The sequence below is a fragment of the Microbacterium californiense genome, from assembly GCF_047246625.1.
Lineage (GTDB): Bacteria > Actinomycetota > Actinomycetes > Actinomycetales > Microbacteriaceae > Microbacterium.
This window is the reverse complement of sequence record NZ_JBFOKQ010000001.1, coordinates 943,735-966,769: the sequence shown is the minus strand read 5'-3', so window position 1 is coordinate 966,769 and position 23,035 is coordinate 943,735. Positions and strand designations below refer to the sequence as shown.

Genomic DNA, 23,035 nt, shown 5'->3' with positions numbered 1-23,035 from the left:
GCTCCGGCCTGGGACGCGAGTTCGCAGAGGTTGATACCTGATCGCAATCTGATCGTCATCTAAAGCCTTGGCATCTCGGCATCCACTGGGTAGTTTCAAGGAATCACCGTGTCCGGACGACGCTGTCCGGCATGTGCAACGAAGCGCCCCCACAGGGAAGGTCACACCATGCATCACACAGCAATGCGTCGACGAGGTCTCGTCGCGGTCGCCGGAGCCGCTGTCGCGGTCGTCGCGCTCGCGGGCTGCGTCGCGAGCGAGCGCGGCGACAACGACTCCGAGGGCTCCGGAGACGTCGACGGCACGTTCGTGTTCGCGGCATCCTCCGATCCGGCCAGCCTCGACCCCGCCTTCGCACAGGACGGCGAGAGCTTCCGCGTCTCGCGTCAGATCTTCGAGGGTCTCGTCGGCACCGAGCCGGGCACCGCGGACCCCGCGCCCCTCCTCGCCGAGAGCTGGGAGTCGTCCGAGGACGGCATGTCGCACACCTTCGCGCTGAAGGAGGACGTCACGTTCCAGGACGGCACCCCGTTCAACGCCGAGGCCGTCTGCGCCAACTTCGACCGCTGGTACAACTGGACCGGTCTCGCGGCCTCCGAGGCGTTCGGCTACTACTACAACAAGCTCTTCAAGGGCTATGCCGAGAACGCCGCCGACGCCGTCTACAAGTCGTGCACGCCCGACGGCGACTACTCGGTCACCATCGAGCTGAACAAGCCGTTCGCCGGCTTCGTCGCCTCGCTCTCCCTGCCCTCCTTCGCCATGCAGAGCCCGTCGGCCATGCAGGAGTTCGGCGCCGACGAGGTCGGCGGCTCGGCCGAGGCGCCGCAGCTGTCCGAGTACGCGATGGGCCACCCCGTCGGCACCGGCCCCTACCAGTTCGAGGAGTGGTCGCCGGGCGAGCAGGTCACGCTCACGGCCTACGAGGACTACTGGGGCGAGGCGGGGCAGATCGACGAGATCATCTTCCGCACCATCGACGACCCGACCGCACGCCGGCAGGCGCTCGAGTCCGGTTCGATCGACGGATACGACCTGGTCGGCCCCGCCGACACCAAGGCTCTCGAGGACGACGGCTTCACCATGGTGTCGCGTCCGCCGTTCACGATCCTCTACCTCGCCTTCAACCAGGCGGTCCCGGAGCTCCAGGACCCGAAGGTGCGCGAGGCGCTGTCGTACGCGGTCGACAAGGACGCGCTGATCACCCAGGTGCTGCCCGAGGGCACGCAGAAGGCGATCGAGTTCGTGCCCGAGGTCGTCAACGGCTACAACCCCGACGTCACGACCTACGACTACGACCCCGAGAAGGCCAAGGCGCTGCTCGCCGAGGCGGGATACGACGAGGCCAACCCGCTGAAGCTGACCTTCAACTACCCGGTCAACGTCTCGCGTCCGTACATGCCGGACCCCGAGCAGATCTTCACGGTGCTGTCCTCGCAGCTCAGCGAGGTCGGCGTGGAGACCACCCCGGTCTCGGAGGAGTGGGTCGAGTACCTCGATCGCACCACCGGCACCTCGGACCACGGCATCCACCTGCTCGGCTGGACCGGTGACTACAACGACACCGACAACTTCGTCGGCGTCTTCTTCGGCCAGCAGAGCTCGGAGTGGGGCTTCGACAACCCGGAGCTGTTCCAGAAGCTCGACGAGGCCCGCGGGGTGTCGAACCTCGAGGACCAGACCGCGCTGTACGAGGAGATCAACGAGATGGTGGCGCAGTTCATCCCGGGCGTGCCGCTCGCGCACCCGGCGCCGACGCTCGCGTTCGACCCGCGCGTCGAGAGCTACCCCGCCAGCCCGGTGAACGACGAGGTCTTCACGGACATCGTCCTCAGCGAGTAACACGACCGACGCAGCGCCCTTCGTCTCGTCGCTCCGCTCCTCGCTCAGGGGCCGTGCAGTCGCGGTCCCTGAGCGGGCCGGTCCCCGGTCCCTGAGCGGGCCGGTCCCGGTCCCTGAGCGAGCGAAGCGAGACGAAGGGTGCTGCACCGATCTACGGAGATCTTTGTGCTGCGCACCATCGGCGGGCGACTGCTGTTCCTCATCCCCACTCTCATCGGCCTCAGCATCCTGCTGTTCGCCTGGGTCCGGGCCCTTCCCGGAGGTCCGGCCGTCGCCCTCCTCGGAGAGAAGGCCACCCCCGAGGCGATCGCCCGGGTCAACGAGCTCTACGGTTTCGACCGTCCGATCCTCGAGCAGTACTTCGTGTGGGTCACACGACTGCTGCAGGGAGACTTCGGCACGTCGATCCAGACCAACCGCCCGGTGCTGGAGGAGTTCTTCCGGCGCTTCCCCGCCACGATCGAGCTCAGCGTCCTCGCGCTCATCTTCGCGGTCGGCGTCGGCATCCCGCTCGGGTACTGGGCGGCACGGCGGCACGGGAGGTTCACCGACCACGCGTCGGTCGTGCTGAGCCTCATCGGCATCACGATCCCGGTCTTCTTCCTGGCGTTCATCCTCAAGTACGTCTTCGCCGTGCAGCTCGGATGGCTGCCGTCCGACGGGCGGCAGAATCCGCGCATCGATGCGACCCATCCCACCGGCTTCTACGTGTGGGACGGCATCATCACGGGGGAGTTCGACGCGTCCTGGGATGCGATCCTCCACCTGATCCTCCCGGCCGTGGCGCTCGGCACCATCCCGCTGGCGATCATCGTGCGCATCACCCGGGCCAGCGTGCTCGAGGTGCAGAACGCCGACTACGTGCGCACCGGCCGCGCGAAAGGGGTCGGGGCATCGACGCTCCGCAGTCGATTCATCCTCCGCAACGCCATGCTCCCCGTCGTCACCACGATCGGCCTGCAGACGGGTCTGCTCATCTCCGGGGCCGTGCTCACGGAGACGGTGTTCGCCTTCCCGGGCATCGGCTCGTTCCTCGCGCGGGCCATCTTCACCCGCGACTTCCCGGTGCTGCAGGGCTTCATCATCTTCATCGCCATCGCCTACGCGCTCATCAACCTCGCGGTGGACGTGTCGTACAGCTTCATCGATCCGAGAGTGAGGGTCCAATGATGCGCATCCTCCGACCCCGAGAGGAGGCCGCCGCATGAGCGTCGCGCTCCCACCCGCGCAGGGCGGGGCCATCGTCGACACCGTCGCGATCGCCCAGGCCGGCATCAAAGAGGGCCCCGGCGGCTTCCGGCGCGACGTGTTCCGCCGGCTCCGCCGCAACCCCACCGCCTGGATCGGCGCGGCGATCGTCGTGCTCTTCCTGCTCATCGCGATCCTCGCGCCGGTCCTCGCGCCGTACCCCGAGACCGCGCTCCCCGGGGCGAAGTTCATCACGCCCACTTACATCCCGGGACCGGGCGAGCTGTCGCAGTTCCCCCTCGGGCTCGACCGCTTCGGCGGCGACGTGCTGTCGAAGCTCATCTGGGGCGCCCGCGCGTCCCTGCTGATCGGCGTGGTGTCGACGGCGCTCGGTCTGGTGGGCGGCATGCTGCTCGGACTCCTCGCCGGAACCTTCGGCGGATGGGTCGACACCGTCATCATGCGCTTCGTCGACATCATCCTGTCGGTGCCGAACCTGCTGCTGGCGGTCTCGATCGCGGCGATCCTCGGCCAGACGCCGTTCGCGGTCATGATCGCGATCGGCGCCTCGCAGGTGCCGATCTTCGCGCGGCTGCTGCGGGCGTCGATGCTCCAGCAGCGCTCGAGCGACTACGTCCTCTCGGCCCAGACCCTCGGCCTCGGTCGCGGGCGCATCACGATGTCGCACGTGCTCCCGAACGCCATCGGCCCGGTCATCGTCCAGGGCACGCTGACCCTCGCCACCGCCGTGATCGACGCGGCCGCCCTGTCGTTCCTCGGACTCGGCGGCGGGCGCCCCGAGACGGCCGAGTGGGGGCGCATGCTCACCTACGCGCAGGTGGAGCTCGCGATCGCGCCGTGGCTCGCCTTCCTGCCCGGCATCTGCATCGCGGTCACCGCGCTCGGCTTCACCCTGTTCGGTGAGGCGCTGCGCGAGGCCATGGACCCGAGGACGCGTGCCCGATGAACGTCAAGGAGAACCGCATGAGCGGCGAGCCGCTGCTGTCGGTCGAGGGCCTCGCCGTCGACTTCGCCACGATGGACGGCGTCGTCCACGCCGTCGAGGGCGTCGATCTCGAGATATCCGAGGGCGAGACGGTCGCGATCGTCGGCGAGTCCGGATCGGGCAAGTCGACCACCGCGATGGCGATCATCGGCCTCCTCGCCGGCGGAGGGAAGGTCGCGGCGGGCAGCATCCGTCTCGACGGTCGTGACATCTCGCACGTCTCCGAGAACGAGCTGCGCACGATCCGCGGCCGCGACATCGGCCTCGTGCCGCAGGATCCGATGTCGAACCTCAACCCCGTGGCGAAGATCGGCACGCAGGTCGCCGAGACCCTACTCGCGCACGGGCTCGCGACGCGGCAGAACGTGGGGGAGAAGGTGGTCGAGGCCCTCGCCGCGGCCGGTCTCCCCGATCCCGAGCGTCGCGCCAAGCAGTACCCGCACGAGTTCTCGGGCGGCATGCGCCAGCGGGCGCTGATCGCGATCGGCCTCGCCTGCAAGCCCCGTCTGCTCATCGCCGACGAGCCCACCAGCGCGCTCGACGTCACGGTGCAGCGCACCATCCTCGACCAGATCGGCGAGATGACGCGCGAGCAGGGCACCGCGGTGCTGCTCATCACGCACGACCTCGGCCTCGCCGCCGAGCGCGCCGAGCGCGTGATCGTGATGCACCGCGGCAGGGTGGTCGAGCAGGGACCGGCCCGACAGATCCTCGAGGCCCCGCAGCATCCGTACACGCAGTCGCTGGTGCGGGCGGCGCCATCGGTCGCGGTGGCGCGCCTGCGGCCCGAGGCCTTCCGGGCGGAGGAGCGCCCGGTCGAGGAGCGGGCATCCGCGCCGGACGCGGCAGCGTCCGACGCCCTCTCGACCTCCGACAACATCGTCGAGATCGAGGGCCTCACCAAGGTCTACCCGGTGCGGGGGCGCGGCGAGGACTTCGTCGCCGTGAACGACGTCTCCCTCGCGATCCCGCGCGGGGAGACCGTCGCGATCGTCGGCGAGTCCGGCTCGGGCAAGACGACCACGGCGCGGATGCTGTTGAAGCTGATCGAGCCGACGAGCGGCGTCATCCGCTACGAGGGCAAGGAGGTCGCCTCGCTCAGCCGAGCCGAGAGCCGCGACTTCCGGCAGCGCGTGCAGCCGATCTTCCAGGATCCCTACTCGAGCCTGAACCCGATGTTCACGATCGAGCGCCTGATCGCCGAACCGCTCGACTTCTACAAGCGAGGGAGCGGCGCCGAGCGCCGTGCGCGCGTGCGGCAGCTGCTCGACGACGTGGCGCTGCCGCAGTCCATGCTGCGCCGGTACCCCTCGGAGCTCTCCGGCGGACAGCGGCAGCGGGTGGCGATCGCCCGCGCCCTGGCACTGTCGCCCGACCTCATCGTCTGCGACGAGCCGGTCTCGGCCCTCGACGTGCTGGTGCAGGACCAGATCCTCACGCTGCTCGGCGATCTGCAGCGCGAGTACGGACTGAGCTACCTCTTCATCTCGCACGACCTCGCGGTGGTCCGCCTCATCAGCGACTACGTGTGCGTCATGAAGGACGGCAGCCTGGTCGAGGCCGCCAGCTCGGAGGAGATCTTCACCAACCCGCGCGACCCGTACACGCGTCGTCTGCTGGCATCGATCCCGGGGAACGAGCTGAACATCGCCTCCTGAGCACGTCGGGTACGAGTTATCCACAGGGTGACGGATGCCGTGAGCGGCGGTGACGCGGATCTGCCTAGGGTGTCCGGCATGCATATCCGGAACACTTCTGCCGTCGCCCTGCTCGTCACCGCTCTCGCCCTCACCGGGTGCGCCGCCTCCGGCGGCTCCTCGAGGGGCGTCGAGAAGGCGACCTCCGACTTGTCGACCGCCCCGGAGTCCGAGGCGACGTCCGCGGAGGAGCTCGACGCCGACCCCGCCACGGGCGAGACGGTGTCCGGCACCGGGTACACGATGGTGACCCCGCAGGGATGGGGCATGCCCGCCGGTGGGCTCCCCGGGTTCTCGCCCGACGCCTTCGCGGCGAACCTGCAGGACGCCGACGGCTTCGCCGACAACCTCAACGTCATCCTCGCCCCGGGCCCCTTCACGCCGGAGGAGGTCGAGTCGTCGGGCGTCGCCGAGCTCGAGGCCACCGCCGACGAGGTGGTCGTGAAAGAGCGTGTGCTCATCGCCGACACCGAGGCCGTGCACGTGAGCGCCTCGATCACCGATGCGGGCACGACGTACGTGATCGAGCAGTACTACCTCAGCACGGAGGAGGAGGGCTACGTCGCGACCTTCGGCTTCAGCGAGACCGTCCCGGAGGCGGAGCGCGTGGCCCTGGCCGAGTCGGTCCTCGTCACCTGGGAGTGGAGCTGAGCCAGCGATCGTGAGCGAGCGGGCGCTTTTACCGCAGCATCCGAGATTGGTCAAGGACTGCACTTGCCATGTCGCGGATTCACGTCTATAGTTGGTAGTTGCGCTCGCTTCTCCGTGCCCTCATATGGTGGTCGGCATTCTTCTGAGCTTCTGAGCGCGCACTCCACCTGACGACAAAGGAATCGAGAAGCCCTGCGGGGCTCACGGAGGTTATTCCCTTGGCTGCTGCTCGCAACGCATCCACATCCACCACCACCAAGAACGGACGCGGAGCTTCCCGCCTCTCGTTCGCCAAGATCTCCGACACGCTGACGGTCCCTGACCTTCTCGCCCTGCAGACCGAGTCCTTCGGTTGGCTGGTCGGCAACGACGCCTGGAAGGCGCGCGTCGCCGAGGCCAAGGAAGCCGGCCGCACGGACGTCAACGAGGTCAGCGGTCTCGGCGAGATCTTCGAGGAGATCTCCCCGATCGAGGACCTCGGCGAGACGATGCAGCTCTCGTTCACGAACCCGTACCTCGAGCCCGAGAAGTACTCGATCGAGGAGTGCAAGGAGCGTGGCAAGACCTACGCCGCTCCGCTGTACGTCGAGGCCGAGTTCATGAACCACCTCACCGGTGAGATCAAGACGCAGACGGTCTTCATGGGCGACTTCCCGCTCCAGACCGACAAGGGCACGTTCATCATCAACGGCTCCGAGCGCGTCGTCGTCTCGCAGCTCGTGCGCTCGCCCGGTGTCTACTTCGACAAGACGCCCGACAAGACGTCCGACAAGGACATCGTCTCGGCGCGCGTGATCCCGAGCCGCGGCGCCTGGCTCGAGTTCGAGATCGACAAGCGCGACCAGGTCGGCGTCCGCATCGACCGCAAGCGCAAGCAGTCCGTGACCGTCTTCCTCAAGGCCCTGGGCATGACGAGCGAGGAGATCCTCGCCGAGTTCGCCGGCTTCACCTCCATCGAGGAGACGCTCGCGAAGGACACGATCGTCACCAAGGAAGACGCGCTGCGCGACATCTACCGCAAGCTGCGTCCGGGCGAGCAGGTCGCCGCCGAGGCCGCGCGTGCGCTCCTCGACAACTTCTACTTCAACCCGAAGCGCTACGACCTCGCCAAGGTCGGCCGGTACAAGATCAACCACAAGCTCGGTCTCGACGCACCGCTGACCGACTCGGTCCTGACGGTCGAAGACATCGTCGCGACGATCAAGTACCTGGTCCGCCTGCACGCGAACGTCGAGACGTTCGAGGGCATCCGGGGTGGCAAGAAGTCCGAGATCCGTCTCGCGACCGACGACATCGACAACTTCGGCAACCGTCGCATCCGCGCGGTCGGCGAGCTCATCCAGAACCAGGTCCGCACGGGTCTCTCCCGCATGGAGCGCGTCGTCCGCGAGCGCATGACCACGCAGGACATCGAGGCCATCACGCCGCAGACGCTGATCAACGTGCGCCCCGTCGTCGCCGCGATCAAGGAGTTCTTCGGAACCTCGCAGCTGTCGCAGTTCATGGACCAGAACAACCCGCTCGCGGGTCTGACCAACAAGCGCCGTCTGTCGGCGCTCGGCCCGGGTGGTCTCTCCCGCGACCGCGCCGGCGTCGAGGTCCGTGACGTCCACCCCTCGCACTACGGCCGCATGTGCCCGATCGAGACCCCGGAAGGCCCGAACATCGGCCTGATCGGTGCGCTCGCGACCTTCGCGCGCATCAACTCGTTCGGCTTCATCGAGACCCCGTACCGCAAGGTCGAGGGCGGCGTCGTCACCGAGCAGATCGACTACCTCACGGCTTCCGAGGAGGTCGACTTCAACATCGCGCAGGCCAACGCGCCGCTCGATGCCAAGGGTCGCTTCCGCGAGAGCCACGTCCTGGCCCGTCCGAAGGGCGGCAGCGGCGAGGTCGACCTGTTCCTGCCGGAGGAGATCGGCTACATCGACGTCTCGCCGCGCCAGATGGTGTCGGTCGCGACCTCGCTCGTGCCCTTCCTCGAGCACGACGACGCGCAGCGCGCGCTCATGGGCGCCAACATGCAGCGCCAGGCCGTGCCGCTGCTCCGCAGCGACTCGCCGCTCGTCGGAACCGGTATGGAGGGCTACACCGCCATCGACGCGGGTGACGTGCTCACCGCCGAGAAGGCCGGCGTCGTCTCCGAGGTCTCCGCGGACCGCGTGGTCGTCATGCTCGACGAGGGCGGCACGCAGGAGTACCACCTGCGCAAGTTCGACCGCTCCAACCAGGGCACGTCGTACAACCAGAAGGTCGTCGTCAGCGCCGGTGAGCGCGTCGAGGTCGGAGAGGTCATCGCCGATGGCCCCGCCACCGAGAACGGCGAGCTCGCGCTCGGCAAGAACCTCCTCGTCGCGTTCATGACGTGGGAGGGCTACAACTTCGAGGACGCGATCATCCTCAGCCAGGACCTGGTGAAGGACGACACCCTCTCCTCGATCCACATCGAGGAGTACGAGGTCGACGCGCGCGACACGAAGCTGGGCAAGGAGGAGATCACCCGTGACCTCCCCAACGTCAGCCCCGAGCTCCTGAAGGACCTCGACGAGCGCGGCATCATCCGCATCGGCGCCGAGGTCCGCCCCGGCGACATCCTCGTCGGCAAGGTCACGCCGAAGGGTGAGACCGAGCTGTCGGCCGAGGAGCGTCTGCTCCGCGCGATCTTCAACGAGAAGAGCCGCGAGGTCCGCGACACGTCGCTCAAGGTCCCTCACGGCGAGCAGGGCACGATCATCGCCGTCAAGGAGTTCAACGCCGAAGACGGAGACGACGAGCTCGGCTCGGGCGTCAACCGTCGCGTCGTGGTCTACATCGCCCAGAAGCGCAAGATCACCGAGGGCGACAAGCTCGCCGGCCGCCACGGCAACAAGGGCGTCATCGCGAAGATCCTCCCGATCGAGGACATGCCGTTCCTCGCCGACGGAACCCCGGTCGACATCGTCCTGAACCCGCTCGGCATCCCGGGTCGAATGAACTTCGGCCAGGTGCTGGAGACCCACCTCGGGTGGATCGCCAAGCAGGGCTGGAAGGTCGAGGGCACCCCGGAGTGGGCCGTGCGTCTTCCGGAGCAGGCCTTCGAGGCAGCTCCCGGCACGAAGGTCGCGACCCCGGTGTTCGACGGCGCGTCGGAGGAGGAGATCTCGGGTCTCCTCGACTCGACGCTCCCGACGCGCGACGGTGTGCGCCTGATCGACTCGAGCGGCAAGACGCAGCTGTTCGACGGCCGCTCCGGCGAGCCGTTCCCGGCGCCGATCTCCGTCGGCTACATGTACATCCTGAAGCTGCACCACCTGGTCGACGACAAGATCCACGCGCGTTCGACGGGTCCGTACTCGATGATCACCCAGCAGCCGCTCGGTGGTAAGGCGCAGTTCGGTGGTCAGCGCTTCGGTGAGATGGAGGTGTGGGCCCTCGAGGCCTACGGCGCCGCGTACGCCCTCCAGGAGCTCCTCACGATCAAGTCCGACGACATCCTCGGCCGCGTCAAGGTCTACGAGGCGATCGTCAAGGGCGAGAACATCCAGGAGCCCGGGATCCCCGAGTCGTTCAAGGTGCTCATGAAGGAGATGCAGTCGCTCTGCCTGAACGTCGAGGTCCTCTCGGCAGACGGAACGCTGGTCAACCTCCGCGACACCGACGATGAGGCCTTCCGTGCAGCGGAAGAGCTCGGAATCAACATCTCCAGCCGCTTCGAGGCCGCCTCGATCGACGAGATCTAATCCTTCGGCGGGGTCGGGGGACACCCCCTGAGCCCACCGAAGCAGACTTCTCAAAAAGAATTCCTACACAGGAGAATTAGTGCTCGAGTCAAACACTTTCGATGAGCTTCGCATCGGCCTGGCGACCGCCGACCACATCCGCGCGTGGTCGTACGGCGAGGTCAAGAAGCCCGAAACCATCAACTACCGCACCCTGAAGCCGGAGAAGGACGGTCTCTTCGGAGAGCAGATCTTCGGCCCGTCCCGCGACTGGGAGTGCGCGTGCGGCAAGTACAAGCGCGTCCGCTTCAAGGGCATCGTCTGCGAGCGCTGCGGCGTGGAGGTCACCAAGAGCTCCGTCCGTCGTGAGCGCATGGGTCACATCGAGCTCGCCGCTCCGGTCACCCACATCTGGTACTTCAAGGGCGTCCCCTCGCGTCTGGGCTACCTGCTCGACATGGCGCCGAAGGACCTCGAGAAGGTCATCTACTTCGCCGCCTACATGGTGATCTCGGTCGACGAGGATGCTCGTCACCGCGACCTGGGCACCCAGGAGAACAACATCCGCCTCGAGATCAAGACGCTCGGCGACCGCCGTGACGCCAAGATCGCGGAGCGCCTCGCGCGCCTCGAGGAGGAGCTCGCCTCCCTCGAGGCCGAGGGTGCCAAGGCCGACGCCAAGAAGAAGGTCAAGGACGCCGCCGAGAAGGAGATGTCGCTCATCCGCAAGGGTGCAGACGACGCGATCGCCAAGCTCGAGCGCGTGTGGGAGGACTTCCGCACGCTCGAGGTCGGCGCCCTCCGTCCCGAGGACGACGTCTTCCACGAGCTGCAGGACCGCTTCGGTCAGTACTTCGAGGCCTACATGGGCGCGGAGTCGATCCAGCGCCGTCTGGCGTCCTTCGACCTGCAGGCCGAGGCGGAGAGCCTGCACCTGCAGATCTCCGAGGGCAAGGGCCAGCGCAAGATCCGTGCGATCAAGCGCCTCAAGGTCGTCAACTCGTTCCTCGAGACCGGCATGAGCCCGGCCGCGATGGTCCTGGACGTCGTCCCGGTGATCCCGCCGGAGCTGCGTCCGATGGTGCAGCTCGACGGTGGCCGCTTCGCGACCTCCGACCTGAACGACCTGTACCGCCGCGTGATCAACCGCAACAACCGTCTCCGTCGTCTGATCGATCTCGGCGCCCCCGAGATCATCGTCAACAACGAGAAGCGGATGCTGCAGGAGGCCGTCGACGCGCTGTTCGACAACGGCCGCCGTGGCCGCCCGGTCACCGGTACCGGCAACCGCGCCCTGAAGTCGCTCAGCGACATGCTCAAGGGCAAGCAGGGTCGGTTCCGTCAGAACCTGCTCGGCAAGCGCGTCGACTACTCGGGCCGTTCGGTCATCGTCGTCGGCCCGCAGCTGAAGCTGCACCAGTGCGGTCTGCCCAAGCAGATGGCTCTGGAGCTCTTCAAGCCGTTCGTGATCAAGCGCCTGATCGACCTCGGCCACTCGCAGAACATCAAGGCTGCGAAGCGCGCCGTCGAGCGCACCCGTCCCGAGGTCTGGGACGTGCTCGAGGAGATCATCCGCGAGCGTCCCGTGCTGCTGAACCGTGCACCCACGCTGCACCGTCTCGGCATCCAGGCGTTCGAGCCGCAGCTCGTCGAGGGCAAGGCCATCCAGCTCCACCCGCTCGTCTGCGCGGCGTTCAACGCCGACTTCGACGGTGACCAGATGGCCGTCCACCTGCCGCTCTCGGTCGAGGCGCAGGCCGAGGCCCGCGTGCTGATGCTCGCGTCGAACAACATCCTGAAGCCGTCGGACGGCCGTCCGGTCACCCTGCCCTCGCAGGACATGATCATCGGTCTGCACCACCTGACCACGGTCAAGGAGGGCGCTGCCGGTGAGGGTCGTGCGTTCGGGTCGGTCTCCGAGGCGATCCTGGCGAAGGACGAGGGCTCCCTCGACCTGCAGGCCAAGGTCCGCATCCGCATCCCCGGTCTGACGTTCCTCGAGGGCGAAGCCCCCGAGGGCTACGAGCGCCACGGCCTCGTGGACGCCTCGCTGGGTCAGGCGATCTTCAACGACGCGCTGCCGAAGGGCTACCCCTTCGTCCGCGAGCAGGCCGACAAGGGCAAGCTGTCGCAGATCGTCAACAAGCTGGCCGAGGAGTACCCCAAGGTCGAGACGGCTGCCACGCTGGACCGCATCAAGGATGCCGGTTTCTACTGGGCCACCCGTTCCGGTGTGACCGTCGCCCTGAGCGACATCCTCACCCCGCCGAACAAGGCCGAGATCGTCGCCGGCTACGAGAAGCAGGCCGCGAAGGTCCAGTCCCAGTACGAGAAGGGCCTCACGACCGACGCCGAGCGTCGTCAGGAGCTCATCAAGATCTGGACCGAGGCGACCGACGAGGTCCAGGCCGCGATGAAGGCGCACTTCCCGGAGGACAACACCATCAACCGCATGGTGTCCTCGGGCGCCCGTGGTAACTGGCTGCAGATCCGGAACATCGCCGGTATGCGTGGTCTGGTGAACAACCCCAAGGGTGAGATCATCCCGCGTCCGATCATCTCCTCGTACCGCGAGGGTCTGTCGGTGGCGGAGTACTTCATCGCGACGCACGGTACCCGCAAGGGTCTGGCCGACACCGCTCTGCGTACCGCCGACTCGGGTTACCTGACCCGTCGTCTGGTGGACGTCTCGCAGGACGTCATCATCCGCGAAGAGGACTGCGGCACGTCGAAGGGCCTCGAGCTCCCGATCGCCGCGCCCAACTCGCAGGGTGAGCTGGTCCGCGACGCGAACGTCGAGAACTCGGTGTTCGCCCGTACCCTGGCGGCCGACGTGGTCGACGCCAAGGGCGAGGTCCTCGCCGCGGCCGGTGACGACGTGGGCGACGTGCTCATCGACCGCCTGGTCGAGGCGGGTGTCGAGACCATCAAGGTGCGCTCGGTCCTGACCTGCGACTCCGCCGTCGGCGTCTGCGCGCAGTGCTACGGCCGTTCGCTGGCGACGGGCAAGACCGTCGACATCGGCGAGGCCGTCGGCATCATCGCGGCGCAGTCGATCGGTGAGCCCGGTACCCAGCTGACGATGCGTACGTTCCACACCGGTGGTTCGGCATCGGCGGATGACATCACCCAGGGTCTGCCCCGTGTGCAGGAGCTGTTCGAGGCGCGTACCCCCAAGGGTGCGTCCCCGATCGCCGAGGCCGACGGTCGCATCACGATCGACGAGACGGACAAGGCCAAGAAGGTCATCCTCACGCCCGACAACGGCGACGAGCCGGTGGTCTACCCGGTGCTGAAGCGTGCCACGCTTCTCGTCGAGGACGGCCAGCACGTCACCGTCGGACAGCCTCTCCAGGTCGGCACGCTCGACCCGAAGGAGGTCATGCGCGTCATGGGTGCCCGCGAGGTGCAGCGTTACCTCGTCGGCGGCGTCCAGGGCGTCTACCGTTCGCAGGGTGTGCCGATCCACGACAAGCACATCGAGGTCATCGTCCGCCAGATGCTCCGCAAGGTCACCGTCGTCGATCACGCCGACACGACCCTGCTGCCGGGTGAGATGGTCGACCTCAAGCGCTACCAGCAGATCAACCGCGAGGCCGTGGCCGAGGGCAAGCGCCCCGCGTCGGGTCGCCCGGAGCTGATGGGTATCACGAAGGCGTCGCTCGCGACCGAGTCGTGGCTGTCCGCTGCGTCCTTCCAGGAGACGACCCGCGTTCTCACGCAGGCCGCCATGGAGGGCAAGCGCGACCCGCTGGTCGGTCTCAAGGAGAACGTCATCATCGGAAAGCTCATCCCCGCCGGAACCGGTCTCTCGAAGTACCGCAACGTCACGGTCGAGGCGACCGAGGAAGCCAAGAGCGAGCGCTACCCGAACCGGATCTTCGCATCCGACGGGGCGTACTCGGACGGCGACTTCGGATACGTCGACTTCGACGCGTTCTCGACGGACGACATCACTCCCGGTACGTACAACTGAGTGAGGCGAGAGCCGAGCGAGGTTGCGGAGCGATGACGTCGCGACACAACTGATCGACGAGTGAACGAACGAAGGCCCCGGGGTTCTCCCCGGGGCCTTCGTCGTGCACGCCGGCGGTCAGCCGAACAGGCTCTGGATGATGCTGGCCGTGTAGCCGGTGGGGGCGAGGTTCGAGTACGAGGTGTCGATGAGGATGTCGTCGCGCCAGAACAGCGTCCGCCCGTCGGTGACGGGGTACTGCGCGTTCTGCCAGGTCTTCTCGCAGCGCGTGCCGCCGTCCGGGGTGAAGCACGTGTAGCCCTCGGTGTCGGCGAGGGCGTTGAGCAGGTCGAGCGCGGGACCGCGGTTCATGCTCGAGATGGTGGTCACGAGTCCGGTGGTGTCTGCGCCGGGGTCGCGCCAGATGCAGGTGAGGGTCCCGTCGGCTCCCACCCCGGAGGGCCCCATGGCGGGGTCGTTGAGAGGCGTCTCCCCGAGCTGCGACAGCACGTCGTCCGAGAGGATGGCGCGGCAGTCGGTCGGCAAGGCGACGGCGGCCTTCGTCGGGGTCGCCGAGGGTGTCGGCGACGCAGAGCCGGTCGGCTTCTCGGATGCCGAGGGCGTCGGTTTTGCGCTCCCGCCGGCGCCGTCGGAGGCGGGGGAGCCGCAGGCGCTGAGTCCGGCGACGAGCAGGACGGCCGCCGTGGCGGCGAGGAAGCGAGCCTTCATGGCCACACCGTACTCCCGCCGTCCGCCGCACACCGGGAGGCGGGCGTCGGCGGGGCGCGGTAGTGTCGGCGGGTGAGCAGCAACGAGACCACCTCCGGTTCCGCCGTCGTCATCGGAGACGCCCTGATCGACGAGATCCGCGATGACGCCGGCGTCCGCGAGCTCGTGGGCGGCGCTGCCCTGAACGTCGCGGTCGGCCTCCGTCGCCTGGGCGTGGCGACGACGCTCGTCGCCATGGTGGGCGACGACGAGGCGGGCGCGCATATCCGGGAGTACCTCGACGACCACGGCGTGACCCTCATCGCCGGGCCGGCGCCGCACGGCTCGTCCCGCGCCGTCGTGCAGCGCTCATCGACGGGCGAGCCGGAGTACGTGTTCAACGAGGCCGCGCAGAAGCGCAGCATCCGCTACTCCGACGAGGCGCGGCAGGCGATCGCCGGGGCCGACCTCGTGGCGATCAGCTGCTTCCCGTTCGACGTGCCGGCGGAGGTCGACGCCCTGGCGGAGGCGCTGGCGGGCGCCCGCGTCGCCATCGACCCCAATCCCCGCTCGGGCATGCTCCACGACCGCGACGAGTTCGTTCGCGGGTTCGAACGTCTCGCCGCTGCGGCCGAGATCGTGAAGGTCGGAGCCGATGATGCGGCTCTGCTGTACGACGGCGATCTCGACGCGCTGAGGACGCGTCTGCGGTCGCTCGGCGTTCGGGCGGTGCTCGCCACCGCCGGGGCGGACGGCGCGGTCCTCGAGGGGGAGGGCGTCGACGTCTCGGCTCCGATCTCGCCCCTGCCCGGACGCATCGTCGACACGGTCGGCGCGGGCGACGCCACGCTCGCCGCGGTGGCCGCCGGTCTCGTGGCGGCACCTCCGGACGACGCCGCGGGATGGCAGGAGCTGCTGAAGCGGGCGATGGACATCGCCGCCGCCACCTGCCGTGCCGAGGGGGGTCTGCTGCGCACGCCGGAGTCGCTGGCGGAGGCCGATCGGGGCGTCTTCGGCAGCTGAGGCGCCGATTTCACCCACTCGCTCCGTGCAGGTATGATGGATCTTCGTGCCCCCGGTTGGCTGTTCAAGTCGGACGGGTGCGCTCTGGCGAGTTACCCAAGCGGCCAAAGGGATCTGACTGTAAATCAGCCGTCTTCGACTTCGGGGGTTCGAATCCCTCACTCGCCACCGGAGAAGCCCGGACCCCTCGTGGTCCGGGCTTTCCTCGTTCCGGGTGCGCGGTCAGCGCAGGTACGAGGCCCCGTTGAGATCGAGGACCGCGCCGGACGCCCATTGTGCTCCGGGCGACGCGAGGTAGACGACCGCGTCGGCGATCTCCTCGGGGGTGCCGACGCGTCCGAACGGGCTCTGGTTGCGGATGCCGTCGCCCTCGTCGCCCGCGAGCTTCTGCTCCTGCCGCTCGGTGCCGACGAATCCCGGCGCGACGGTCGTGACGGCGATGCCGTGCGGGGCGAGGGAGACGGCCGCGGACTGCCCGAACGCGTGGAGTCCGGCTTTGGCCGCCCCGTAGGCGGGGAAGTCCGGCTCGCCGCGGTTCGCTCCGCGGGAGCCCACGTTCACGATCGCCCCGGATGCTCCGGCGTCGATGAGGCCCCGGGCGACGAGGAAGGTCATGTTCGAGACGGCCACCAGATCGACGTCCAGCATGCGCGACCAGATCCGGCGCCACGTCGCGTAGTCCGTTCGATCGATCCGGTGGAAGGTGTCGGCGGCGGGTGCCACGGCGGCGTTGTTGACGAGCACGTCGATCGTGCCCAGGGCGGCCGATGCCTCGGCGACGACCCGCTCGGCCACATCGGGGTCGGACAGGTCCCCGCCGACGAGCGCATGCCCTGCCCCGTGGAGGAGGGCCACGGTCTGCTGTCCCGACGCGCGATCGGCGCCGTAGTGCACCGCGACCCGGTCGCCCCGCCTGCTCAGAGCGATCGCGATCGCGCGGCCGATCCCGCGCGAGGCGCCGGTGACGAGTGCAGTGGGCATGCGGGACCTCACAGACGGAAAGGGGAGCCACGTGCTCCGCGTCCAGGCTAACCGCGTCGGCGCCGGCATCCGATCTGCGCCGTCGCCCGCAGCGGGGTGGGTGAGCGACGGGTGAACTGGCGCCGTGCCCGATGCGGGACGGCCCGCGATGCGGTTGCATGGGAGCCGCGTGGCGATCCCCAGTCGTCCGCCTCCGCCCCGCGGAGCGGCCGGGCGCCGCCGGCGGGCCCTTCTCATGACAGCCCCGGCGCCCGGCCTTGTCGAGAACTGGGCCCCGCTCCCCGCCCGTTTCCTAGACTGGGACGATGCGAGCGCTCACCGAAGCCGACGTCCGGGCATCGTTCATCAATGCGGACGACGACGAACTCCGGGTGATGGAGATGCCGCACGATTTCGTGCTCGTGGACTGGGACTACCTCGACTTCTTCGCCTGGCGCGACCCCAGCGCCGGCCGCCGCGGATACGTGCTGGTCCCGCACGAGGGCGAGATCGTGGGGATCGTGCTGCGCGCCTCCGACCCGGGCCGGGGGCGCTCGGGCATGTGCAACATCTGCCACACGATGCAGCCGGGCAACCAGGTGGCTCTGTTCTCGGCCCGACGCGGAGGGGACGCCGGGCGCCGGGGCGATTCCATCGGCACCTACATGTGCGCGGACCTCTCCTGCCACGACAACGTCCGACTGGCGCACCCGCTGGCGCCGAACGAGATCCGCGCGGCCGGCCAGGTGGATCACCGTCTCGACGGCACGCGACGGCGGATGGAGTCCTTCGTCTCGCGCGTGCAGGAGACCAGCTGATCGCGATTACGCTGGAGCCGACGTCCTGTGCTCGAAGGAGAAGCCATGAGCGATGCCATCCTGTTCTCGGTCGATGAGGGGATGGCGCGGCTCACGCTGAACCGTCCCTCGCGCCTCAACGCGTTCAACGCGGAGCTCGCGCACGCCTGGCGCGACGCGACGGTCGAGGCGACGTCGCGGGATGACGTGAAGGCCATCCTGATCGACGCCTCGGGCCCGTCGTTCTGCGCGGGCGGCGACGTGATCGACATGGCGACATCGGTGGGGTCCGGAGACGACATCACGGCGCTCGCCGAGGTCATCAACGTCGGGATCCGCGCGCTCGTCGAGTCGGCGATCCCGGTGGTCGCGGCGGCGCACGGCACCACAGCGGGCGGGGGTCTCGGCATCCTCCTGAGCAGCGACTACGCGGTGATCGGCTCCCGTTCGCGCCTGGGCAGCCTCTACGCCAACATCGGACTGACGCCGGACCTGTCGGTGTCGGCACAGCTGGCGCGGGCGGTCGGGCAGCGACGCGCGCTGCAGCTCGTGCTGCAGGACCGACTGCTCACCGCCGAGGAGGCCGTCGAGTGGGGGCTCGCGGCGGAGTCCGTCCGGGGGGAGGATGCCGCGGCGGAGGCGGCGCTGGTGCGGACGCGCGGCGAGGAGATCGCGCGCTTCTGGCTCGCGGGTGCCGCGGAAGCATACGGGCAGGCCAAGCGCCTCGTGCGGGCGCAGCCGGAGCGCAGCTTCGCGGATCAGCTCGCCGACGAGGCGCGCTCGATCGGCGCGGCCCTCCAGACGCCGGAGGCGCAGAAGCGGATCGCCGCCTTCGCGGCGGCTTCCGCGCGCACGAGCGACTGACCTCTCCTGCACAACGGGCACATCGACAGCGTTGTGCCCGATCAGGCGTCGCGGCCGTTTACCGGACCCATCGCGTGGCAGGATGTTGCCCAAGCCGCTCAACGAGAGGATCGTCATGTCCCAGCCGGAGACCGCGACCACCGAGAAGAAGAACACGTCCCTGCTCATCAGGGGTGCCATCTGGATCGCCATCGGCGCTCTCATCGCCGCGGCGCTGGTCTGCGTCGTCTGGGTGCTCGTCGGAGACCAGGACGGCCTGATCGGTCGGGCGTTCCTGACGATCCTGCTCTTCGCGGGCTTCGCCGGGATCGCGATCCTCGAGGCAAGTTTGGCGCCCAAGCGCCCCGACTGGCTCGCGCTCGCGAGCATGGTCAGCTGGATCATCGCGCTGATCGTCGGGGCCTTCAAGATCTGGCTGCCGGACGACGACTACTACTTCAGCGGTGCGGAGCGCTTCCTCCAGCTGCTGCTGGTCGTCGGGATCCTCCAGCTCGCACTGCTGCACGTGCGCCTGTTCACGCCCGCGGCGCATCGCCACCCGACCACCTTCAACCGGGTCATCTACATCGTGACGGTGGTCTTCCTCGGCGCGCTGGTCGCCATGCTCGTCTTCTTCCTCACCTTCCCCGAGACCTTCGACTACGTCGACCTCTACTGGCGCATCGTCGTGGCGCTCACGATCCTCGCCGCCGTGGGCACAACGCTCGTGCCGCTGCTGAACGCGCTGTTCGCGCCGAAGAAGCCGGCCGCGCCGACCGCGAAGCCGGGCGCATTCGTATCGTGGCCCACGTTCGCCGACGGAATCAGCCCCTTGCCGGCGCTCCCGGACGGGACGCCGGACTGGAACGCCTACTACACCGGGTACCCGTCCGCCGCGCAGCCCCAGGCCGCCCTCGCCGCTCCGGTCGCCTCGTACCCGACCGACCCGGCCGGACAGTTCCCCGTGGCGCCGGCTCCGCAGGCCGCGTCGCCCGCACAGCCGGCTCCGCCCGTGCCGTCCCCGCCCACTCACCCCGCGCCGTCCCAGCCGGCGCCGCCGTCGCCGGCCGCTCAGCCTGCGCAACCCGCTCCGCCGGTGCCGCCGGTGCCGCCGCTGCCTTCCCCCGCAGCCCCGCCTTCGACCGACGCCTTCCCGCCGGCTCCGCCGGCTCCGCGGCCGCCCCAGTGAGCGAGGGCATCGAACTCGAGCTCTCGGAGCTGGCCGGCGAGATCGCCCTCGAGGCGGGTGAGCTGGCGCGTCGGCGGAGGAGCGAGGGTGTGCGCCTGGCCGCCACGAAGACGACGCTCGCCGATATCGTGACCGAGGCCGACCGGGAGGTCGAGCAGCTGATCCGCGACCGCCTGCGCCGCGCGCGGCCGTCGGACGGCTTTCTCGGAGAGGAATCCGGAGCCGCGGCCACCGAGTCCGGCATCACCTGGATCGTCGATCCGATCGACGGGACCGTGAACTACGCCGCAGGCATCCCCGCGTACAACGTGAGCATCGCGGCGGTTCGGGGCACGGCCGAGCCGGAAGCCTGGGAGGGCGTGGCCGGCGCTGTGTTCGCGCCCGCCCTGAGAGAGCTCTTCACCGCCGCCCGCGGTCGGGGCGCATGGCTCGACGGCGTGCGACTGGCGGTGAGCGTCTCCACTCCGGCGGGGGCGCTGCTCGCCACCGGATTCGGGTACGACCCGTCGACGCACGACGGTGACATCGCCACCGTCCGGCGCGTGATGCCGATCGCCCGCGACCTGCGGCGGATGGGCGCCGCCGCCCTCGACCTCGCATATGTCGCCGCCGGTCGACTCGACGGGTACTTCGAACGCGGACTCAAGCCGTGGGACTTCGCCGCCGGCGCCCTCCTCGTGCAGGAGGCCGGCGGATCGGTCACGCGGATCGATCCCGGATCGGCGCGACCGATGGTGGTCGCGGGCGGCCCCGACGTGCACGGCCGGCTGCTCGACATCCTCGGCGCCGAAAGGTGAAGCATTCATGGCTTTCCCAGCCCTTGCAGGGTAGGGTTTATCCGATCGTTATTTTCGCTACCCGAAAGCGAAGACCACCCGAGCGCACCCGAGCTTGACGTACGACCCGAGAGAACAGCTTTGCCCTTCGAGAATCCCCAGGCTGGCACTGCGCCCACACGGCGATCCAGTCGACTCCGCATGGCGGCGTCCGAAGTTCCCGCGACGGTGACCGAGACCACGGTTCCCGCGGCCGCTTCGGCGGAGAGCCCCACCCCGGTCGCCTCGTCCACCCGTGTCGCCCCCGCGGCTCCGGTCGACGAGATCGTCACCCCCTCCTCGCGTCGGGCCGCCCGCCTCCGCGCCGCAGCGCTCGCCGCCGACGAGACGCTCGCGGTCGACGCCCCCGCCGAGCCGATCGTCGAGCCCGATGAGGCGGCCTCCGTCCTCGCCGAGCCGACGCCCGAACCCGCCGACGTGCCCGCCGCGCCGCGCGCCGATGCGACGACGCCGATGGCCGAGGTGCTGATCGACGCCTTCGAGCAGGCGTCCCAGGCGTTCCGCGGCAGCTCCTTCCGCGCCACCGAGACGGCATCCGCGACTCCCGCCAGCGCTGCCTTCCCCTCCGCAGCCGAGATCACCCAGGTCGCCCACCGCCGCGCCGGTCGCTTCCGCAAGACGGTGACCGTCGGTGCGACCGTCGGGGTCATGAGCCTCGCCGGCCTCCTGGCCGTCTCGATGACGCTCCCCGCCGAGGCGCTCGCCGCGGTGCAGGGCACGTCGACCGCCTCCACGTCGCTCGTCGCCGCGCCGGCCGAGAAGGGCAAGAAGTCGAACGACGAGATCCAGGCCTTCGTCACGTCGTCCGATGTGCAGAACGCCTCGCTCACCCGCACCGACAACTTCAGCACCATCTCCCTCGTCGAGGTCGCCGCCGAGCAGGGCATCAACTACTCCAACGAGGTCTTCACCAACGACCCGGAGGCGGCCATCCAGTGGCCGTTCCTCGTGGGCGTCGGCATGAGCTACGGCTACGGCATGCGCAGCGGCCGTCTGCACGAGGGCATCGACTTCGTGCCGGGCAACGGCGCACCTGTGCAGGCGATCGCCGACGGCACGGTGCGCATCGCCACCGAGCAGGGCGGCGCCTACGGCGTGACCGTCTACATCGACCACGTCATCGACGGCGAGGTCATCACGAGCCACTACGCGCACATGCAGTACGGCTCGCTCCAGGTCAAGACCGGCGACACCGTCAAGGTCGGAACGACCATCGGCAAGACCGGCAACACCGGACGCTCCTACGGAGCGCACATGCACTTCGAGCTCATCGTCAACGGATCGACCATCGACCCGCTGCCGTGGCTCCGCGCGAACGCCGGTCGGTACGAGTACTGATCGAGCGGATTTCATGAGGACGCCACAGTGATGGTATTCTCGTGTGGTTGCCCCGCGAGGGGCAGCACGCCCCGATAGCTCAGTGGCAGAGCACTTCCATGGTAAGGAAGGGGTCGTCAGTTCAATCCTGACTCGGGGCTCGCAGCATTCGTCTCTGCGACGCGGATGCGATGCGGCAGGGTAGCTCAGCTGGTCAGAGCGCACGACTCATAATCGTGAGGTCGCGGGTTCAAGCCCCGCTCCTGCTACAGATTCAAACCCCGGTCCTCCGACCGGGGTTTTTCCGTACCCTCGCCGATTCCGGTCGCACGAACGGCTGTTCTGAGGCCTGAGAACAGCCGTTCGCGCGACCGGAGCCGCGAGCCGAACCTCAGGCGACAGTGCGCAGACCCTCCACGAGGGGAGTGGTCGGGCGGCCGATGAGCCGTGCGAGCGTGCCGTCCGTGTGGGCGAGGGCACCGTCGCGGATGCCGGCGTCCAGGGCCGTCACGAAGCCGACGGTCCCCGCGTCCAGTCCCGCCGCTTCGAGTGCCGCGGCGTGCTCCTCGGTCGAGAGCGCACGGTACTCGACCGGGCGGCCGACGACCTCGGTGAGAGCTGCTGCGAGGTCGTCGAAGGTCCAGGCGACGTCGCCGCCGAGCTCGTACGCCTGGCCGACGTGCCCGTCCTCGAGCAGGACGACGGCCGCGGCATCCGCGAAGTCCCGGCGGCTGGCCGATGCGACGCGCCCATCGCCGACGCTCGCCGCGATCGTGCCGGTCTCCCGGGCCTGAGCGAGATCGCCGGCGTAGTTCTCGGTGTACCAGTTGTTGCGGAGGATGACGGCGGGCAGGCCGGAAGCCGCGATGAGCTCCTCGGTCGCCTTGTGCTCAGGCGCGAGGATGAGCGCACTCGTCGGCGCCTGCGGCGCGCTCGTGTAGACGAACTTCGACACTCCGGCGGCGACGGCGGCGTCGATGACCGCCCGGTGCTGGTCCACCCGACGCCCGACCTCGGAGCCGGAGATGAGGAGCACAGTATCGACGTCTTCGAGAGCGGCCGCGACGGTCTCGGGGCGGTCGTAGTCGACGACGGCCGTGCGCACGCCGAGCGCAGACAGATCAGCGGCTCTGGCGAGATCGCGCACTCCGGCGACGATCGATGACGGCTCGGCGCCGCGCTCGAGGAGGCCGGCGATGACGAGACGGCCGAGGTGGCCGGTGGCACCGGTGACGAGAGTGGTCATGGAGTGTCCTTTCGTGGATGACACTCTCGACAACTCGGTCCGCCGCCCGAACCTTCCGAAGCAACGGTACCCACTTTCA

Annotated in this window: 16 protein-coding genes and 3 tRNA genes; 16 read left to right on the top strand and 3 right to left on the bottom strand. The window is 68.8% G+C overall.

The genetic code is table 11. The annotated features are described in order from the left end of the window. Positions 1 to 168 precede the first annotated feature (168 nt). The 7 genes from AB3M82_RS04600 to rpoC all read left to right on the top strand — a co-directional run bounded on the left by AB3M82_RS04600 (position 169) and on the right by rpoC (position 14,058). Positions 169 to 1,842: an ABC transporter substrate-binding protein gene (locus AB3M82_RS04600; protein ID WP_412955856.1), complete on the top strand. Its 1,674-nt coding sequence runs from the start codon at positions 169 to 171 to the stop codon at positions 1,840 to 1,842. Positions 1,843 to 2,007: 165 nt separating this feature from the next. Beyond that, the gene (locus tag AB3M82_RS04595; RefSeq protein ID WP_412955855.1) at positions 2,008 to 3,012 is read left to right on the top strand and encodes an ABC transporter permease; all 1,005 of its coding nucleotides are present in this window, start codon (positions 2,008 to 2,010) and stop codon (positions 3,010 to 3,012) included. Positions 3,013 to 3,046: 34 nt separating this feature from the next. Beyond that, positions 3,047 to 3,997: an ABC transporter permease gene (locus AB3M82_RS04590; protein WP_412955854.1), complete on the top strand. Its 951-nt coding sequence runs from the start codon at positions 3,047 to 3,049 to the stop codon at positions 3,995 to 3,997. Continuing rightward, positions 3,994 to 5,694, top strand: a complete 1,701-nt coding sequence (locus AB3M82_RS04585) for an ABC transporter ATP-binding protein (protein WP_412955853.1) — start codon at positions 3,994 to 3,996, stop codon at positions 5,692 to 5,694. The genes AB3M82_RS04590 and AB3M82_RS04585 overlap by 4 nt, the downstream gene beginning before the upstream one ends. A 78-nt stretch (positions 5,695 to 5,772) precedes the next feature. Continuing rightward, positions 5,773 to 6,384: a hypothetical protein gene (locus AB3M82_RS04580; protein WP_412955852.1), complete on the top strand. Its 612-nt coding sequence runs from the start codon at positions 5,773 to 5,775 to the stop codon at positions 6,382 to 6,384. A 218-nt stretch (positions 6,385 to 6,602) separates the two neighbouring features. Continuing rightward, on the top strand, positions 6,603 to 10,103 hold the full coding sequence (gene rpoB / locus AB3M82_RS04575; RefSeq protein WP_412955851.1) for a DNA-directed RNA polymerase subunit beta: 3,501 nt from the start codon (positions 6,603 to 6,605) through the stop codon (positions 10,101 to 10,103). 79 nt (positions 10,104 to 10,182) lie between these two features. Next, the gene (rpoC, locus tag AB3M82_RS04570; RefSeq protein ID WP_412955850.1) at positions 10,183 to 14,058 is read left to right on the top strand and encodes a DNA-directed RNA polymerase subunit beta'; all 3,876 of its coding nucleotides are present in this window, start codon (positions 10,183 to 10,185) and stop codon (positions 14,056 to 14,058) included. A gap of 117 nt (positions 14,059 to 14,175) precedes the next feature. Here the strand turns inward: rpoC and AB3M82_RS04565 are convergent, their stop codons facing one another. Continuing rightward, complete coding sequence (locus tag AB3M82_RS04565; protein ID WP_412955848.1) at positions 14,176 to 14,766, bottom strand: DUF3558 domain-containing protein; 591 nt, start codon at positions 14,764 to 14,766, stop codon at positions 14,176 to 14,178. A 72-nt stretch (positions 14,767 to 14,838) separates the two neighbouring features. On the opposite strand from AB3M82_RS04565, the gene AB3M82_RS04560 reads away from it, so the two are divergent. Together AB3M82_RS04560 and AB3M82_RS04555 are read left to right on the top strand one after the other, a co-directional pair. After that, complete coding sequence (locus AB3M82_RS04560; protein ID WP_412955847.1) at positions 14,839 to 15,768, top strand: PfkB family carbohydrate kinase; 930 nt, start codon at positions 14,839 to 14,841, stop codon at positions 15,766 to 15,768. Between the two features lie 86 nt (positions 15,769 to 15,854). Continuing rightward, positions 15,855 to 15,936: transfer RNA gene (locus AB3M82_RS04555), tRNA-Tyr, on the top strand. Between the two features lie 54 nt (positions 15,937 to 15,990). On the opposite strand, the gene AB3M82_RS04550 is transcribed toward AB3M82_RS04555, so the two are convergent. Beyond that, entirely contained in the window at positions 15,991 to 16,749 is a 759-nt protein-coding gene (locus tag AB3M82_RS04550) for an SDR family NAD(P)-dependent oxidoreductase (protein ID WP_412955846.1), read from the bottom strand. Positions 16,750 to 17,054: 305 nt separating this feature from the next. On the opposite strand from AB3M82_RS04550, the gene AB3M82_RS04545 reads away from it, so the two are divergent. The 7 genes from AB3M82_RS04545 to AB3M82_RS04515 all read left to right on the top strand — a co-directional run bounded on the left by AB3M82_RS04545 (position 17,055) and on the right by AB3M82_RS04515 (position 21,979). Then, positions 17,055 to 17,546, top strand: coding sequence for an FBP domain-containing protein (locus AB3M82_RS04545; protein ID WP_412955844.1), 492 nt, complete (start codon positions 17,055 to 17,057; stop codon positions 17,544 to 17,546). Between the two features lie 45 nt (positions 17,547 to 17,591). Next, on the top strand, positions 17,592 to 18,389 hold the full coding sequence (locus AB3M82_RS04540) for an enoyl-CoA hydratase/isomerase family protein (protein ID WP_412955843.1): 798 nt from the start codon (positions 17,592 to 17,594) through the stop codon (positions 18,387 to 18,389). Positions 18,390 to 18,504: 115 nt separating this feature from the next. Beyond that, positions 18,505 to 19,557, top strand: coding sequence for a hypothetical protein (locus tag AB3M82_RS04535; protein WP_412955841.1), 1,053 nt, complete (start codon positions 18,505 to 18,507; stop codon positions 19,555 to 19,557). Beyond that, positions 19,554 to 20,354, top strand: coding sequence for an inositol monophosphatase family protein (locus AB3M82_RS04530; protein WP_412955839.1), 801 nt, complete (start codon positions 19,554 to 19,556; stop codon positions 20,352 to 20,354). The genes AB3M82_RS04535 and AB3M82_RS04530 overlap by 4 nt, the downstream gene beginning before the upstream one ends. 180 nt (positions 20,355 to 20,534) lie before the next feature. Then, a complete protein-coding gene (locus AB3M82_RS04525) occupies positions 20,535 to 21,731 on the top strand; it encodes a M23 family metallopeptidase (protein WP_412955838.1) in 1,197 nt (398 codons plus the stop codon). 68 nt (positions 21,732 to 21,799) lie between these two features. Next, positions 21,800 to 21,871, top strand: a tRNA-Thr gene (locus tag AB3M82_RS04520). 34 nt (positions 21,872 to 21,905) lie between these two features. After that, a tRNA-Met gene (locus AB3M82_RS04515) sits at positions 21,906 to 21,979 on the top strand. A gap of 122 nt (positions 21,980 to 22,101) precedes the next feature. On the opposite strand, the gene AB3M82_RS04510 is transcribed toward AB3M82_RS04515, so the two are convergent. Next, positions 22,102 to 22,956, bottom strand: a complete 855-nt coding sequence (locus AB3M82_RS04510; RefSeq protein ID WP_412955836.1) for an SDR family oxidoreductase — start codon at positions 22,954 to 22,956, stop codon at positions 22,102 to 22,104. Between the last annotated feature and the right edge of the window lie 79 nt (positions 22,957 to 23,035).